General features: G+C 61.6%; 10 protein-coding genes. 1 reads left to right on the forward strand and 9 read right to left on the reverse strand.

Annotated elements, in window-relative coordinates; all coding sequences use genetic code 11:
• Positions 1 to 309: 309 nt before the first annotated feature.
• Positions 310 to 2,868, reverse strand: a complete 2,559-nt coding sequence (locus KP010_RS09435) for a DEAD/DEAH box helicase (protein ID WP_371824203.1) — start codon at positions 2,866 to 2,868, stop codon at positions 310 to 312.
• 279 nt (positions 2,869 to 3,147) lie between these two features.
• Here KP010_RS09435 and KP010_RS22750 point away from each other — a divergent pair, with 279 nt between their 5' ends.
• A complete protein-coding gene (locus KP010_RS22750) occupies positions 3,148 to 3,456 on the forward strand; it encodes a hypothetical protein (RefSeq protein ID WP_253203598.1) in 309 nt (102 codons plus the stop codon).
• Here the strand turns inward: KP010_RS22750 and KP010_RS09440 are convergent.
• The 8 genes from KP010_RS09440 to KP010_RS09475 all read right to left on the reverse strand — a co-directional run bounded on the left by KP010_RS09440 (position 3,405) and on the right by KP010_RS09475 (position 17,069).
• Positions 3,405 to 4,712 (reverse strand): EH signature domain-containing protein, encoded by a 1,308-nt coding sequence (locus KP010_RS09440; protein WP_216280779.1) that lies wholly within the window; start codon positions 4,710 to 4,712, stop codon positions 3,405 to 3,407. The two genes, KP010_RS22750 and KP010_RS09440, sit on opposite strands and share 52 nt — an antisense overlap.
• On the reverse strand, positions 4,709 to 5,572 hold the full coding sequence (locus tag KP010_RS09445) for an OmpA family protein (RefSeq protein WP_216280780.1): 864 nt from the start codon (positions 5,570 to 5,572) through the stop codon (positions 4,709 to 4,711). The genes KP010_RS09440 and KP010_RS09445 overlap by 4 nt, the downstream gene beginning before the upstream one ends.
• Positions 5,569 to 7,578 carry a hypothetical protein gene (locus tag KP010_RS09450; RefSeq protein ID WP_216280781.1) on the reverse strand — a complete coding sequence of 670 codons (2,010 nt, stop codon included), beginning with the start codon at positions 7,576 to 7,578 and terminating at the stop codon, positions 5,569 to 5,571. The genes KP010_RS09445 and KP010_RS09450 overlap by 4 nt, the downstream gene beginning before the upstream one ends.
• Positions 7,579 to 7,725: 147 nt before the next feature.
• A complete protein-coding gene (locus KP010_RS09455; protein WP_216280782.1) occupies positions 7,726 to 9,798 on the reverse strand; it encodes a UvrD-helicase domain-containing protein in 2,073 nt (690 codons plus the stop codon).
• 18 nt (positions 9,799 to 9,816) lie between these two features.
• Positions 9,817 to 10,644 carry a hypothetical protein gene (locus KP010_RS09460; RefSeq protein WP_216280783.1) on the reverse strand — a complete coding sequence of 276 codons (828 nt, stop codon included), beginning with the start codon at positions 10,642 to 10,644 and terminating at the stop codon, positions 9,817 to 9,819.
• 3 nt (positions 10,645 to 10,647) lie between these two features.
• On the reverse strand, positions 10,648 to 13,731 hold the full coding sequence (locus KP010_RS09465) for a site-specific DNA-methyltransferase (protein WP_216280784.1): 3,084 nt from the start codon (positions 13,729 to 13,731) through the stop codon (positions 10,648 to 10,650).
• Between the two features lie 3 nt (positions 13,732 to 13,734).
• Positions 13,735 to 14,022, reverse strand: a complete 288-nt coding sequence (locus tag KP010_RS09470; protein ID WP_216280785.1) for a hypothetical protein — start codon at positions 14,020 to 14,022, stop codon at positions 13,735 to 13,737.
• A 50-nt stretch (positions 14,023 to 14,072) separates the two neighbouring features.
• Positions 14,073 to 17,069, reverse strand: coding sequence for a BPTD_3080 family restriction endonuclease (locus KP010_RS09475; protein WP_216280786.1), 2,997 nt, complete (start codon positions 17,067 to 17,069; stop codon positions 14,073 to 14,075).
• Positions 17,070 to 17,244: the final 175 nt, after the last annotated feature.

The raw sequence follows: 17,244 nt of genomic DNA on the forward strand, positions 1-17,244 counted from the left end.
CCCGGGTCACTTCTCAATGGAAATCCTGGGTCAAATCTCGACGGAAATCGACAGCCTCTTTGCTTGGAGATTTGCAGATTCGCCTTGAACCTAGGTTTCTCGGCAAGCTTCGCCATGGCCCGCTATGAGCTGACTGTGAATCGGCTGCGGAGAATGACCCTATTGGAGGGCGTAGTTTCAGCTACTTGCGGTGCCGATCGGCGTTGGGACCCCACGCAGAACGATAATCGGGCTTGTGATGATGGTTCAAAGTCGAGGCGTGAAACCAAGATTGCATCAGAGCCAAATCTCGATGCCGATTCACATGTGTCACCCGGCCGGCAATGGCACGGAGCCATCTGCGTCTTTGATGGGCGGGGGCATCTCGTCGCGGCGGAAAAGAACAGCAAGCGCGGAGGACACGGGGTCCCCGACAGTTTCGGCACCCTCGCCTTGCAGCATTTTCTGGAGCTCGCCGACATCCGCGTCCGTGTCGCCCATGGGCCAGAGCGCAGAACTCGCCAATTTGCGCTTGCGCTGCATGAGGCTCTGGAGAAGGCAATCGAAGCTGTTTTCTCGATAGCGGGGATGTATCGCCATCGGTAGATGCACGGAGACCGGGCGGGTTTGCCCAAGGCGATGCACGCGGTCGTTGCACTGCTCTTCCACGGCAGGATTCCACCAGCGCGACAGATGGATCACATGCGTCGCCGCCGTCAGGGTGAGCCCGACTCCGGCGGCCTTGGGGCCGAGAATGAGGAGGTCGAAGCCCCGATCGCTTTCCAGATGCTCTTGGAAACGGTTGACGATCGCTTGTCGCTGTCGGATCGGCGTGTCGCCATTTATTAGATCGATTCGGTTCAGACCGAATTCGGCGCGCGCCAATTCGATGAAACGATATTGCATTTCGCGATGTTCGATGAAGACGAGCGCGCGCTCCTTCTTCGTCGCGATGGCGTGAAGGATTTCGAAAGTCGCCGCAAGTCGCGCCGAAGCGGCGATGAAGTCGGCGGCGCCGGCTTTCATGCGCAAGCCCGGATGCACGGATACCGTTCGGATATGGTGCAACGCCTTCAGCGCCGCGCCGGCGCCGCCCTGTGCGAGCTTCAGCCGGGCATCGTCATAGGCGATCGCCTGATCCTGCGGCATGAGGCGGGGGTGGAGGCGACGAGTCTTTTTGGGCAGATCGCGCGCAACGACATCCTTTATGCGCCGAATGCCGAGGGCGGGGCGCGCGCCACCCGGCTTGAAGACGCGTGCGTGCAGCTCCCGCATATTGTCGATGTCGAGCGCGCCGTAGCGGCTCCTAAATTCCGCGAGCGATCCCAGCGCGCCCGAAGCAAGCTGTTCCATGACCGCCCAAAAATCGAGGACGCTGTTCTCGATCGGCGTGCCAGTCAGGCCGATGCGAAAATCCGCCTTCATGTACAGCGCCGCCTTCGAACGCAGGCTGGTTGGATTTTTCAGCGTCTGAATTTCGTCGAACACCAGCGCCGCGAAGGGAATGCGGCCAAGCGAATGCTGATAATTGGTGAGCGTCGTGTAGGTCGTGAGAATCCAGTAGCGATGGGCGCGGCCCTCCGCGATCGCCTCGGTCAGGAAGGCGAAATCGAGCTTCGTCTCGCCGCTGTCGATGTCGCGGCCGGCTGCGCCCGAGATTTTTCGGCTGGAGACGGCGCCGCCATAGAGACGCACGAGATGCCCGAGACCCGGCTCCTCGACATGACGCGCCACTTCCTGCTCCCAGTTTTCCAGCAGCGACGTCGGCGCCACGATGAGGACAGGTCCGCGCTGTGTCGCTCCGGGTTGCGCCATATGGGCTTTTAGCCAGACGAGAAACGCGATCGTCTGGAGCGTTTTGCCGAGGCCCTGTTCGTCGGCGTTGAGAACGCCCGGAAGTCCGGCGCGCCAGGCCTCGACCTGCCATTCGAAGCTCTCGATCTGATGAGGCTTCAACGGGGTGCGAATGGCGACGGGCGGCGTCGAGGGAAGGAGCGCGGCGCGCGGTTCGAGCTTCGAGAACCATGCGAGCTGCTCGAAGTTTTCCTTGCCGACAAGCACAACTGGCCCTTCGGACGCTGACCGTTCCTGCGACGGAGAGGCCTCCGGGTCCCTGCGGGCCTGGAGGTGCGCGTCGATCGTGGACAGCATCGCGGGCCGCGCGGGCAGTGCGATGTCGTCGACCAGGACCGACTCTTGCCCAGATTCGATCGCGCTGCTGACATCGGCGCGCACATCTTCCAGCCGCCCCGTCGACAGCCGGCTCAGCGTCTCTGCGATCTTTTCAGCGAAGTCCTCCGGCAGCCATGTCGTTCCGCCGGTCCCGTAGCCGACGATATTCGTTTTCTGATGGATCGCGACGCCGGTCACCCGATCGGAGAATTCCCGGGTTTCCACAAAGACGGGCCCGGCGGCAGCTTCAAGCGCCTCCTCCTCGCCCTCGGGACTGAGATCGTCAAGCTCGCCGTCCTTGCGCAGCGCCGCTTCGATCGCTTCGGTAATGCGAGGGCGAGGGTTCCGGATGAAGGCCTCGCGCTCGGCTTTCGGAGCGCGTTGCACCCCGGCCATCACCTCAAGCGCCGGCAGCGCCGAGCGATCGACGACAAGAAAGCTGCCAGCGCCCAGGCGATAGGCGGGCAGCGCGCCCCGCTCCCGCACCCGGCGCTGGAAGACGGAGAGATCCGTTCCGGAAAGCTCGCTGTCGCGTTCCGAGATGACGCCGTTGTCCGCCACCTCGTCAATCCGGCGGCTCGAAAACGGCATCACTTCAAAATCATCGTTATCGCTGTTCGCCGCAATCGACAGGCGGTCCGCCATGCGCACCTGAAGCCCGGAAAGGAAATCCGTCATCGAAACCCTGGCTTCGCGCGTGGCGTCGCCGACGCGCACGCCCGGATCCAGCGCCTGACGAAAACGGGCCAACGCGCCCCAGTGATCTACGATATCGCCGCCCGGCCGAAAGGAATCGGCGACATCCAGCGCCTCAAGCAGCCACTGCGGCAGACGCCGCGGACCGTTTGAGGTCTCGAGGATCGCGCCCGTGCGCCGCGGCGTCTGCCGCTGACCATTCTTCGACCACTCGACCTCGAGTCGGAAATTTGGAGAACCGACGAGCCCGGCGGCGTCCGTCTTCAATGTCAGATCGACGATCGGAGGGAGCCCGAGGAATTGCGCCGAATCGCCGGAAAGCGAGGCGGCGAGGCGATGGGACAGCGAGATATGATCTGCGCCGATCTCCAGCTCATCGTGTTTGTCGCCGGCCAGCGCCCGGAGATCGCCGAGCGCGAGGAGAAGATCGTAATCGCTGGGCGGCAAGCGCGTCAGATCGCGCTTTTTGTCGCGCGACAGCAGCCGGCCGAGCAGTCCGTCCCGCGCCTGCTTGAGGGTGAGGCGAATACCAGCGGGATCAAACTGAAGGTCGAACATCACGGCTTCCTGAGTTCGTTCAACACCCAGCCTTGCCAGTCCCCGAGATGAGGTTTCTCGGCATTGCTACGCTGCCGGATGTCATCGCAATCATAGCGCTGCTGATAGAGTTTTGGGGCGAGCGCGTTGCCATCGTTGAATATATGAACCTTGTAGTTGTGCGATCCCTCGACAATGATCCTCTTTCCGATTTTGAGGATCAGAAGCGATGTGTCCGCGCGATTTCCGCCCGCGATTTGCCGGCCGAACGCTAAAGTGGTTCTCGCGCCACCTGCGCGCAGACGGCTTGTCGCAAGCGCGGCTCCCTTGCCGCTGAACGCAACCCATGCTGCGTCGATTCGTTTTGCTTCGTGCAGGGAGAGCCAGAAATTACGACGCGGCGCCCACATATGGCTCGCTTCGACCTCTGACACCACGTCGAGAAAAAACCGGATGTTTTCTCCGGTCAGCCATCTCATCAATACGGCGAGATGCTCGGATGGCACGCCGGCCCATGCGCCGCCTCCCGTAACGCGCGGATCGCCGTAAAGACTCTGCAATCGTTCCGTGATGAACGAGATTTCGTTTTCGGGCGGATCGCGCGTCAGCCATGGGTCGATGGCGGCGGTGATCGCTTCTGCCGCGCCGGATGTTCTCGGCGCCTGTCCCGATGGTTTCAGCCAGTCGAGAAGTCGCTCAAGGCCAGCCCTCGTTTTCAGCGCCGGTCGCATCGATTCAACAAAGGCCAGATGCGCGTGGTCCATGACGCCCGGCGCGTGGGGGCTGCGCAGACCCAGCTCTTTTAGTCCCATCCAGCAATCCGCCATCTGCGTCATCTTCGCTGCGATTGCCTGCGGCGCCCGAAGCGGATCGAGGATGTCGGGAATATTTTCGATGAGTCGCCTCGCGCGTGCGCCGGCGTGCGCAAGAGACGGCGCCAGCGCCGCGGCAAGGCGCTTCGTATGATCGGCGCCGGGTCGATAGGATCCGACGTAGACCGAGAGCATCGAATCGATGAAGACGCGCTGCGTCGAGATGGCGCTTTCGGCGTAGTAGAATTCGCGCAGTTCGGAGAGCTCGCGCCGTTCCTGTCGCTTTTCGTCAAAGAGAGCCACCGCGGCGGAGGCGACGAGCGACATGGGCGTGTCGTCCCATTGGTCATCCTTCCTGCGACGATCCACCTCCTGCACAAGGCGTTCGCGATCCTTTTCCTGCGGAATGGACACAACGTCCGGCCAGCGATCCAGAATCCTGTTTTTCGCGCGCACGAGAATGTCCAGCGCGGGCCGCGCGGGCGCAGTGAACTCTGACAAATTTTCAAGTTTCATCGCACGCTTCCCGATAGGACGCCCTTGCGTAGATCCTCCTGGACCTTTTGGATTTCCTCGAGTGAGCGAGGCGTATACATGATGATGCGCAGATCGATGCGGCGGTTCGTCGCCTTTCCGTCCGCGGTGCGATTGTCGGCGACCGGACGCATCTTGCCATACCCGGCCACCGACAATACGGGCTGCCCACGATTGTTGCGATGCTCGACGAGGCTTGCTTCGCGTTTCAGCATCGCAAAGAAGGTTTCATTGGCGCGATTCGTCGACAATGTGAGATTGCTGTTGTCCTGACCATCGGAATCCGTGTGCCCCTCGATCTGCACGGCTTCGATGGCGGCGCCTGCCGCGTTGCAGCCATTGTTCCATGACGATAGCCGTCCGAGCGTATAGCAGGGCAACACTTGCCCCAGACGCGTAGCGATGCTTTCGACGATGCGGCGTTTTTCGGCCCGCAATTCGCTCGATCCGGTCAGAAACAGGCCATCCCCCTTGAACCGCAGGGCGTCCATTTCCTCGCTGATCACGACCTGAAGATCGGGAAAGTCGGCGCGCAATTTCGATTGCAAATCCTGTAGGATGCGTTTGCGCTCTTGTGCGACGGCTCCAAGATAAATCTCCACCGGATTTTCCTCGAGCTGTTTCAGCTTCTCTTTGAGGACTTTAACTTCCACCCTCAAGGTGTCGCGTTCGCTGACGACACGATTGTAATCTGCCCGCGGGACGCTGTCCGGCTTCAGTTGCGATGCGAAGAAGGCAAGAAGAATCATGACAATGAAGAGGAAGCTCACGGTCATGTCCGTCATGGACACGAAAGCGGATTCCTCTTCATCCTCATGCTGGCGCCGCCGGACGCCTTTCAATTGGGCCTCCTGCTTTGCGGCGTGAATTGTTCAGCCTGTTCGACAATCGCCCGCAAAGTGTCCAGCGCCGGAGCCAATTCGTTCTGCATGTCCCGCACATGGCCGAACAGGCTTTCGACCGCCGTCGCGACCCGGCGCGTGTATTCGTCAAAGGCCTTGTCCAGCTTCTCGTCCATGTCGTCCAGCCGATCGCCCTGGCCCTTCATGCGGTCCAGCGCGACGCCGAGCTGGCTGAGCGAGCTTTCGATCAATTTGGCGTGGCCGCCCATGGTCTGCTGCGCCGCGGCCAATGTCTCTGCGGCGCTTCTGGCGGTTTCCCGGGACGAGCGCGCAACCGTGTCGGCCGCAGTCGACGTGCTGCTCTGTAATTGCGAAATTGCCGTCTCGATCCGCTCGTTCGCTGATCGGATCGGCGTCACGGCGGCTGTCAGATCCTGCGACGCGGCCCTGAAGCTGCCGGCCGCCTGCTCGCTCGCCTGCGCTCCGGCGCGGACGCCGTCGGAAAGGCGCCGCATTTCAGCCGTTCCCTGCGAAAGCGAGTCCGCCAGCGCGCCAATTTGACCGCTGATCTGCTCCATCGGCGCGAAAAGCTCCTGCGCCGCCTTCTGCGTGAACAGTTCGACGGCGCCGACGACCCCGGCGCCGGCAATCTGGATTGCCTTCGCGGCGGCGTCGCCTTCGCTGACGATATTCTGCTGAGCGGCGGTGCGCCCCTGGGCGGCGGCGTCTTCGATTTCAGCGCGGAAGCGTTGCGCCGCCTCGCGCATGTCGCCGGCTGCGGCGCTGAGCGCGCTCGAACCCTCTGCGGTATTGTCGCGAATGCCTTCGAGCGTTTGGTTCATGACCGCGAGCAATTGTTCCGCGCCTTGTGTGAAGGCGCTCGCAGTCGATTGGACCGATGCGCCCATCATATTCCGCAGTTCGTCCAGCGTCTGCGTCAACCGATTGACCGCCCCGTCGAGTTCCGCGCCGACGCGGCCAGAACTCTGATCCATGCGGTCTGACTGGGCTGCGATCCGATCCCCGGCGATCACAAGGCTCGCGCTCGCTTCGGCCAGTGCCTTGCCGACGTCTTCGGAAAACCGGGTCGACAGATCTTTCACCATCTCGCCCATTCCGTCGGCGTTGGCCTGCGTCGCTTGCTGTATCAGCGGTTTCATCGCCTCGCTGATCGCATGCGAGACCGCCGCCGGCAGCTCCTCTCGCAGCGGTCGGCCGAGTTCGGCCACCAGTTCAGTCCCGATTTGCCGGAAATCGGCGACCTGATCGCGCGTGGCCTTCAACTGTTCGGCGGCGAGATATTCGAGGCTGATGAATTTCAGCCGTTTTTCAATCGAGACGCAAAGCTCGTGCAGCGCCTTGTCGACAGTCGACATGCCGCGTCGCAGGACGACCGTGAAGATGATCGAACAGAAAAGCCCCGTAAGCGACATGATGAATTTGGCCGAAGCGATCGTCAGCAGCTCTTTGAGAGATTTCTGGATATTCTCGCCGCCATTCAAATCCATCGACGACAATGCAGCGATGAGTCCGAGAAATGTCAGGAGAAGCCCTACGCTGACAAACAGCCCGGGTCCTGTCCGCCAGCCTCCAGCGCCAAAATGCAATTCGTCCGGATTGAAAAATATGGACGGCCGCACGGAATTTCTAAGCACAACGGTGTCGTCTTCGTAATGAGGAACCAATGTCTCCCGATATTCGCGCCAAGCGACCGCGACATGGCGGCGCGCTTCGCCTTTCGTTTCTGCCTGAATCCTGTAATCGATGTCGGAGATCGATCCGCCGAGTGCGATTTCATCTTCGGCTTCCTCGACAAGCCGTCGCAGCCATGCGGCGGCGTTCCGGCGGGAAATGACCTCGCGGTAGTAGAAAATGATAGCCGCAACGAGCGCCACAAGCAGAAACAGCGTCGCAAGACCGGGCGCCGCGTCAAATTTCAGAAGGGAGGCCAACCACAGAACACTGTCTCGAATAACCGTCCCCAGGCGCGAAACAACTTCGAACATCCCGATCTTCCGTTCTAAAATGCGCTGCCCTCGGTCAGCGAAAACTGCGCGATATCAACCCATACGCGCACTGGCGGCGCAGAGGCAAACCGGAGCGGGACGCTCAAAGGGCGGGCGGCGGCGGCATGTTCCCGCGCGCCGATAATCTCAGCATAGATCGGATGTAAAATCAGTGAGATATTCCGATGTCGGCGTTACGCCCGTCAGAAGCAGATGCTCGCGCGCCCGCGTGCAGGCGACGTAGAGCAATCGGCGCTCCGTTTCGTAAATGTCGTCCAGCTCCGCCTCGTCCGCGGCGTCGGCGATGCGCGCATCGAGCGGAAGGACCCCTTCATCACAGGCCATCACGACGACCGCGCGAAATTCCAGGCCTTTGGCGAGGCTCATGGGAGCGGTCGTGATCTCATCGGCGCCGGCACACGCGGTGATCGCGGCCCGGGCGCGCGCGACGAGGTGCGGCGTCCGGACGAAGACGCCGATTTCGCGCGGCGCGATCCCGTCGCTGACCCAGCTCTCGACGGCGTGGCGGACCGCGTCAGCTTCGGCGGCGATGGTTGCGAGCGATCTCATTTCCGGAGCGGGGCCGTCGAAGACTGAGATAATCCCGCGTCGCTCGTCCTCCAGGCCATCGGCGTCGCGCAGGACCGTCGGCAACAATTTATCGGCGGCGCGGCGGATTTGCTGCGAGGTGCGGTAGCAGACTTTGAGCGTGTGCGAACGGCCGCGCACATCGACGCCGAGGCCGGCCCAGGAAAAGGGGTGCTGGAAGATGCGCTGACCCACATCGCCGGACAGGAACAGGCCATCCGCCTGCGGCGGCGCGAGAGCCGCAAAAAACCGCAGCTCGGCTGGAGCGAGATCCTGCGCCTCGTCGAGGACGACATGGTCGAAGGGCTTGCGGGAGCGCTGCGCCAAGGCCTCCGCCAGCCCGGTGAAAACGTTCGCCCATGTCGTGTAGCGCTCCGCCGTCAGCGCATTGCGCACAGACTGGAATACCGGCCATAATTTCGCGCGTTGATTGGGGCCGAGGCGGCTCTTGCGTCCCATCCGCTGGACGGTCGAATAAGCTTCGAGCGACGCGAGGCCCCAGGCGTCGATGACATTGGTCCATTCCGACAACAGGAAGCGCTCGGAAAAGCCTTTAAGGTTCTCGGTAGCCGCCGCCGCGCGCAAACGCTCGCGCAGCACGGCGTCGCTGGCGATGCGCGGACGCAGGCCATGCTCAAGCTGGAACATCTGCTCGGCGACGCTCTGAAACGACGCCGTCGTGATGCGGGCGACGACGCCGCCCGTTTCCGGCGCCAGCACCAGCACCTTCTTCGCCAGCTCCGCCGCCAACGGCTCGGAGAAGCTGGCCAGCAGCACGCGCGCATCTGGGTTCGCGCGGGCGAGCGCGACGGCGCGATGGATCGCGACGATGGTCTTGCCGGTGCCCGCCGAGCCGGCCACGCGAGCGGGGCCCGAAAAGGATCGCTCGACCAGAGCCCGTTGAGAGGGATGCAAGAAGACGCCCCATTTCTCCCACGGAAAAGCGAGCGCCTGTTCCAACTCCGTTTGGTCCGAGATGAGCTTGATCCGCCGCAACGCATCGGGATGCGCGAAGGGATCAGTGACCGCCGGCTGCGGAGCGGGCGCTGCGAGTCTGCCGGTTGCGGCATATTCCAGCAGAGCTTCGGAGGCTTCGGCCGGCAGATGAGCGGTCAGCGCGAAGAAGCGGTCTTCGGTTGCCGCGTGCACATCGGACAGCCAGTCGGCGGGCACGCCGATGGCGAGCAGCGCATCATCGTCGAGCGCGGAAAACAGCGCGGGCGCCGCCGTCTCTTTCTCCTTGCACTTGGCGGGTTCTGGAAACACGAAGTCAAACGTCGCCGGGGGGGCGACTTCCTCGACACGCTCGCGCACCTCGACGATCTGGACGGCGCCGGTTCGCGGATGCGCCTCGATCCGCCGACGCTCCGCCCAGGCGTAAGCGTCGTCGTGATGGCCGACATAGGCGACGAGCAGACTGTCGCTGGTCTTGTGAATGATCAGGCGAATGTCGCGATTGACGCGCGCCGACCAGAAGTTTTGGTCCTTGCTCTTGTCGATGCGATGCAGCTGGAGCCCGTTGCCGGTCGGGTCCATCTGAAGATCGAACACGCTGGCCTTAACCGCTTTCTGGTCCAAGCCGGACAGGCGGTTGAAAGACGCGGTGAAGGTGTCGGCGATCAGGAAGTTCAAATATCCGTTCCCGTTAAGTCACATGTCCCACTCAGCCGAACGACGATCTCTAGTTCCCAACATGTATAATCCGCTATGAACATCAATCAAACTCCAGTCTGGACGTTGGGCACAAAGCTCATGAAAGAGGCCGTTATCAGCGTAAATGACGCCCGGCTCAAACGACCCGTCATCGAGTTCACTACCTGACGGACCGGCGCTAATAACTTTCGCTTGGTGTAAGTAATGCAAACCCATGCGAATAGGTCCACCCGGAGGCAGCGCGGGTGACCCTTTCTTATGGGTAGCCGCCAAAGAGGGTTGTGCGAATAACGCTACCATGAACATGGCTGTCGAGTTCCATGCACCTATGTATGGAGGTCTCGTCTTGGGATTGAGCACAGGTGACAGCCATCGTTCCTGCGCACGCCCAAGACCCTCCAGGCTTGCCGGGAGCTGCTCTGGAAGCGTCACCTTCTCAAAAAGGATTCGCGCGCCGGTAAGTGACTGCTCGATAGGTGCGGGGCCACGTTCTAAATGAAACGAACAAGCTGCTCTAAGGTCGCTAGACTGCCACGTCTCAAGGGTCTTAACGGTCGCGATTGTAAAATCGAGCTCAAGCTTGGCGAGGTGCCCCCAACTTAGTGCAATCGCAAAGCAAATATGCCACGGATTTGCACCTGCCAATTCCGCAAAATGGTTGGCCGTTTCCTCGTAAGCTAGTTTGTTGAGCGATTGTCCGCCGCTGAACAGCAATTCAAGCACCTTCGGGCGTGCAGGCCCACCCCCAGCGCCTCCGCCTTTCTCACACAACTCATTGAAGACCTGTTGCATTTTGTTCGCCGGCTTGGATATCAGCGGTTTCATTTTTCACACCCGAAACACCTTCATCACCTCGTCCCCGAAGTGATTGATGACCTTCACCGCAATGCGCCCGCCCTCCGGCCGCGCAAACGGACGCGACGTGTCTGAATAAAGCGTCGCCCACGCCTCTTCGTCAATGTCCGCCTGCAGCGCCGTCCGCAGGCTCTCGTAGGGGTCATTCGCGCCGAGGAAATAGGCGTGGCGGACGAAGAAGCTTTCTTCGTTGTAGTCGGTGTCGATGAACCAGGCGGCGATCCCCGCCGTGTCGTTTGAGCGAATGTCGCCGGTGTTGGGATCGAACACATCGACGCCATTCACCTTCACGCGAATGTCCGGCCCGCCGTCGTCGAGGATTTCGACATCGGGTTCGCCGAACACGACGAACATATTGCCGCGTCCGGTGTTCTTCAGCTCCTGCGACATATGCATGTCGGGATTGATGCGCGCCTTTAAAATTTTCAGGCTGCCGAGACTCGCCAGTTCCGACGAATGGGCGTCGAAATTGAAGGCGCAGGCGATCAGCACGTCGAAGCGCGCGTCGACCGCCTCGCGTGCGGCGGCGACAATGTCCTGCCGGCCGACCGTGCCATATTCCGGGCCGATCAGAATGGCGGCGCGGCGCTTGGGGCCGTTCTCGCCCTCGATGAACACGCCGCTGGCGCCGACGAAATTGCCGGGCCAGGGCGTGAGGCCCCTCTCGAATGTGATGCGGTCGCCCCTGGCCTGCTGCTTGACGCCCTCGGCTTTGAGATAGTCGATGACGATGCTTGCGAAATCCTGGCTCGCGAGATCGGCGTCCGAAGGCGAACGCCGGCCCTCGGCGGCCTCTAACTCGTCGATGAGTTCTTCCTCGCTCGCCGGCAGCACGCGATGCGGCGACAGGCTTTCGACCGTGAACGGCCCGGCGACGCGCACGCGCGAGGCGTCGGCATAGGGCTTGTCGTAGAGATATTCGACATCGGCTCTGGCGGCGATGGAGGCGTCGATTTCCTTCTGGCGGGCGATGCGCGCCTCCCACCACGCGCCATGCAGCCGGATCGCCTCGGCGTTTGTCCAGGGCTCGAAGGGTTTTTCCGGCAGGCGCGCGAGCGTGTATTCGCGGCCGAGCCTTGCATTGAGTTTCGACAGTAGCGGCTCGGTCTTCTTGCCGGCGTCGATCGCCTCGCGCAATTTGGCGTGCAGCTTTGCGGCCTCGGCGTCCCATGGGTCGCCGGGCTCGCGCGGGATTTCCCATTCTTCCCATGGCTTATTTCGGCTGAGCGCGCGGTTCAGCTCGGCGCGCAGCGGTTCGAGAACCGCCTGCCATTTGTCCCAGATGTCGTCGATCAGCGGATTATTGGCGATGGATTTGAGCGTGATATGCGGCACGCGCTCATAGACGAAGCCCTGGCGGAGGTCGTCATGAACCGGCGTGTCTGCCGGCGCGCGGCGGGTCAGCTCCGCCTCTTTGGCGCGGCCCTCGCGGCTGTCGGCGAGCAGATACCAGGGATAGCGCGCCGCCATCAGCCTTGTGCGGGCGAGCGCCAGCGCGACGCGGCTGGTGTCCATGGTGATCCACCGCCGCCCCCATTGCTCGGCGACAAAGGCCGTCGTGCCCGAGCCGCACGTGGGGTCGAGCACGAGGTCGCCGGGGTCGGTGGCCATCAGGATGCAGCGTTGGATTATCAACTCGTTGGTTTGGACGACGTACTGCCTTGTTTCAGCGCCCATCCCACCCGATTGTGTATCGCGCCAATAATTATTCATCGGCACGACCGGGAAATCGTCAAAATACCTTACGTAGAAAACTCCTGAACCTCGGAGTCCAATACGCCCTGCGCGCGCTAGTCGTTCCACGCCAGCTATGCTCGTCTTCCAACCGCCCGTTTTCGGTCGGAACTCTCGTCCAAACGCCACAATGGGCTTTGTCGAAGACTCTCCGCCCGATCGTGAAGTTAAATTGTCGTATACAAGAAGCTTCTCTCCAGGCCGATTTGTTCTCTTCCTATCGACGACCAGGTCGTTTTCAAACAATGCAAATGCAGACGACGCCTGCGATTCGTAGTCCTTTGAATTCAATATCTGTCGATATTTTAAATTATCGCGGTGTTTCGAGTACCATAACACGATGTCTGAAATGGGCGGCAGATATCTTGAAGTTTGACTCGTCGTCGTTACAAAATTAATTTGACTTACAAAATTCCCCTCCCCAAACACCTCATCCATCACTGCCCTTACGCGATGCGCATTTTCATCGCCGATCTGCACGAAGACCGATCCGCTCTCCGTCAGCAAATCCCGCATCACGGTCAGCCGGTCGCGCAGATAGGCAAGGTAGGAGTGAATCCCGTCCTTCCATGTGTCGCGAAAGGCTTTCACCTGTTCGGGCTCGCGGGAAATATCCGTCTGCTTGCCGTCCTTCACATCGCGCGACTGCGTCGAGACCTGCCAGTTGGAATTGAACTTGATGCCGTAGGGCGGATCGAAATAAATACATTGCACCTTGCCGCGCAAAGACTCGCGCTCGGCGAGGCTCGCCATCACTTGCAGGCTGTCGCCCAAGATCATGCGGTTCGACCAATGCTGGTCGTGCTGATAAAACTCCGCCCGCTGCTCCGGCGTGACGCCGTTGAAATCGGCGAAGAGATCCGGCGCGTCGGTTTCCGCCTCGCGCTTTGCGGCGGTGCGGCGCTTTAAGTCGTCGATGATGGCTTTGGGGTGAATCTTCTCCTGAATATAGAGCGGCGGCACATTGACGATAAGATCGGACCAGTCCTGCTTATCCTTGCCGCGCCAGACAAGCTGCGCGTCGGACAGTGTGAGCGTGCCGGTCTCGGCCAGCTCTTTCTTCTGCGCATCGGTGATGGCGATCTTCGCGCCGTTCCAGATGAGTTCGGGCTGGCGCGGCTCCTCGGCCGTGCGCGTCTCCCCCTCAGCGAGAGGCCGCGCGCGCGGATAATGCTTCGGCGCCATCGGCGCCGCGTCGTCGTCCCGCCGAAAAAAGCTCTCCATCTCGGCGGTCGGAATATTCTTGCGCGTCGCCTCGGCGTGTTTGAGCGCGTCGACCTGTTTGGAGGGCTTGCCGTTGGCGGCTTTGGGGGTGCGGGCCATCGTTTAGTCCTCAAGGCGATCGGGCGCGGCGCCTGATGCCGCGTCGACCATTTTCCCGACATTGGCAAAATGGTCCGTCTGGCCCCAAACCGCGTCATGGCCGGGCTTGTCCCGGCCATCCACGCCGCGCCGTTCAGTGCGCAAGGGACGCACGACATTTTCACGTCGCCGCTCGAACGCGCTTATCGGTCTCCCGGTTTGACGCCCGCTCGCGTGGATGGCCGGGACAAGCCCGGCCATGACGACGCTGGGGCGTCTCTCGGTCAATTGCACAATCATGTCGGTCGCCATGCTAACTCCCAAGCCCCGCCGCCTATTGCCTGCTGCCCAATTCCTACTGCCTAAGCTCTACCACCCAACACCGTCTCCACCATCGCCGCAAAATCCTCTTCCATCGTCGCCCAGTCGCGAAATTCAGCGAAAGCCCAGCGGCCAAAACCGCCGAGCGCATTGACGCTGGGAACCCAAAGCTCGCGCGCTGTCTGCGCCTTGGCCTTGTCGCTCTCGTCGCGCAGCCCCTTCACTTCGAGCACAAGATTGAGTGGTTCGGCGCCGCCGTCGTCGAGCCGGACGAGGAAATCCGGGACATAGCGGCGGGTGACGCCGCCGTCGCTATAGGGGATGTCGAAGCCCAGCGCCTGATTTTTGGCGTAGGCGAGCACGCGCGGATGGTTTTCGAGCGTGCTCGCCAGCGCCTCCTCCCAGCTTGAATCGAGCACGACATGGCTGATGTGGCATTTGGGCGGACGCGCGCCGGTCGCCCAGCAACTCTTCGAGGTAATGAAATTGACATGCCGCGTCGAGCCCTTCGGATTATAGGGATCGAGCACAGCGACGAGACGCCCGTCGCCGGCGCGCGCGCAGGCGATGTCGATCTTATCAGCCGCGCGCGCGAGCTGGTCCTGATACAGAATGGCGCCGACGGGAACGCCTTTGGTGACGAGATAGCCCTCGTCCAGCCAGCGCCGAGCGATGCGCTGGATTTGCGGAAAGAGATGCTGTTTGGGGAAGCTGTCCTCGTCGCGAAAACTCGTGTACAGGAGATGCTTGGCGAGATTGAAGCTGATCTCGGACGGGCGCAGCCGCTCCAGCACCTTCGGCGTGATGGTGACGCCGGCGCCGACGATCCCCTCCATGACGACCGAGGTAGGGCCGATGTCGACCGGCGTGATTTCCAGCCGGCTGTCCTCGGTGAAGACGGCTTCCAGCTTCTCCGACGGCAGATCGCGACGATAGCCGCTGACGCGCGGGAAGACGATCTCCAGCGCCGCGCGCTCCTTGATCGCATGGACGCGCGTGACCGGTTTCGGCTTGGTGGGCTTTGCGACCTGCGGCGATGCGGCGAAATCGAAGGGGATGCCCATGATGTCGGCGTATTCGACATCGAACAGGCCCGTCTCGGGATTGAGGTCGTAGGATTGCCGACGCAAGCCGCGCCCGACCACTTGTTCGCAGAGAAGCTGTGTGCCGAATGCGCGAACGCCCAGGATGTGGGTGACGGTGTTGGTGTCCCAGCCCTCGGTAAGCATGGACACTGACACCACACAGCGAATTTGTTCGCCGAGCCGGCCCGGACGGCCGACAGTGTTCATGACCTCGCGCAACAAGTCGCTTTCGCTCGCTTCGCCGTTTGCCGCGCCCGCGCCGACGCGCGCATTCCGCTCACGCTTGAACTCTTCGATTTCGGGAGCCGCAGCCTCGCGAAAACTCTTGTCGAGTGCGTCGCCGGATTCGATCTGGCGAGAATCGATCAGCAGCGTGCGCGGCCGGGGGAGCCGGCCGCCCTGGTCGTCGTAATTGCGGAAGAGTTCGAGATGGCCGGCGTGAAAGGCGACGCGCTCGCTTTCCTCGGCGTCGCCGCGCTCGAAACCGGCGATCCATTCAAACACCAGTTTCGAGATCGCGGTGTTCTGGCACACCACGATAAACACCGGCGGCACGCCGATTCCGGCTTTCCGCCAACGCTCAAACTCGCCCTCGTAATGGCTGTAAAGCGCGTTCAGCGCGGTTATCAGCGTGTTGGGCAGATCGAATGGGCTGAGCTTGCCGGCGCCGGCGGCGGTTTTCGGCAGCGCTTTGCCGATGTGTTTCCACAAATCGCGGTAGACGACCGTGTCCGTCTGCACGAGATTGTCGGTCACCGGCACGCGCGGCAGCTTCACGATGCCGCTCTCGATCGCATCCATCAGGCTGAAGTCGGACACGACCCACGGAAAGAGCGTGCCTTCTTCATAGCCAGAGCCGCGCAGAAAAAACGGCGTGGCTGACAGATCATACACGGCGCGTACGCCTTTCGACAGCTTGCGGTCCAGCGCCTCGATGCCATTGATCCAGAGCCGCGCGGCCTCCTCGTTCTCGGCCGCTTCTTTCTTCTCGTCTCCGGTCAGTGCGCCTTCCGCGTCGCCCCCGACCTTGTGCCGGTAGCAGTGGTGCGCTTCGTCATTGATCACGTTGACGCGATCATAATTGAGAAGCTTTCCGCAAGCCCTCTTGAGCATTGCCGCGTCGGTTTCGATCGTTTTCGGCGGCTCGGGATCGTTGCCCTGTAGGAAGCTGCGCGCGACCTTGGGCAAGGCGAGCGTCTCGCGATGCTGAAAGGCGTGATAGTTAGTGATCACGATCTCCGCGCGACGAATTTCGGGCAGCATCTCGGGCGGGACGATCTCGCGCGTCTCGTAATAATTGTCGGGCTCGCTTGGTTGAAGGACGCGCAGCCGATCCTTGATCGTGATGCCGGGCGCGACGATCAGGAAGGCGCGGGAGAAATCTTTCGAGTCCTTGCGGGCCGCGTTTACCGCCTGCCAGGCTATCAGCATGGCCATCACGGTCGTCTTGCCGCTGCCCGTCGCCATCTTCATGGCCAGGCGGAACAACTCGGGATTGGCTTCCTCATTGGCCTTGGCGATCTGGTCCAGCAATCCTTTGGTCACGGCGCGCCGCGGCGCCACCTCGGTCAGCCAGATGATGGTCTCGACCGCCTCGACCTGGCAGAAAAACGGGCGCGGGCCGACGAAATCGTGATGACGCCAATGCTCCAGAAGCCTTTGCGTCACGCCGGTTACGCCCCAGTCGGCGGGATTGCGCAGGCTCCGCCATCGTTCGACGTGGCCGCGAATCTCGTTGATGAGGGCATTTTCGGTGTAGGTCTCGAGGTCGAGCGACGCTTGCCCGGCCGACGGCTTTTTTCGGGAGGCGGGAACGGGGACGATGAAGCGCGACGGACGACGGCCGCGCAGCGGCTCGCCTTCAAGCGGCTGACCATTCTTGTCGAGCGGATGATGCAATTCCGGCGCGCGGTAGGGCGAGTTCAGAATCGGGCGTTCATAAAAACTGTTCAACGCGGCCCCACAGATCAAATTTCTAGCCAAGTTCTATCCGGCAAACGCCGTCCTCGGCAAGGAGCTCGGACGCCTGGCGGCATCCGAAATCAGAACATCTCCAATGGACACGAATGCGACTTTGTCCATAAAAATAGTATAAAATCAATTATATAAATACTAAAGCTCGGACGCC

Source organism: Methylosinus sp. KRF6 (assembly GCF_018887255.1).
Lineage (GTDB): Bacteria > Pseudomonadota > Alphaproteobacteria > Rhizobiales > Beijerinckiaceae > Methylosinus > Methylosinus sporium.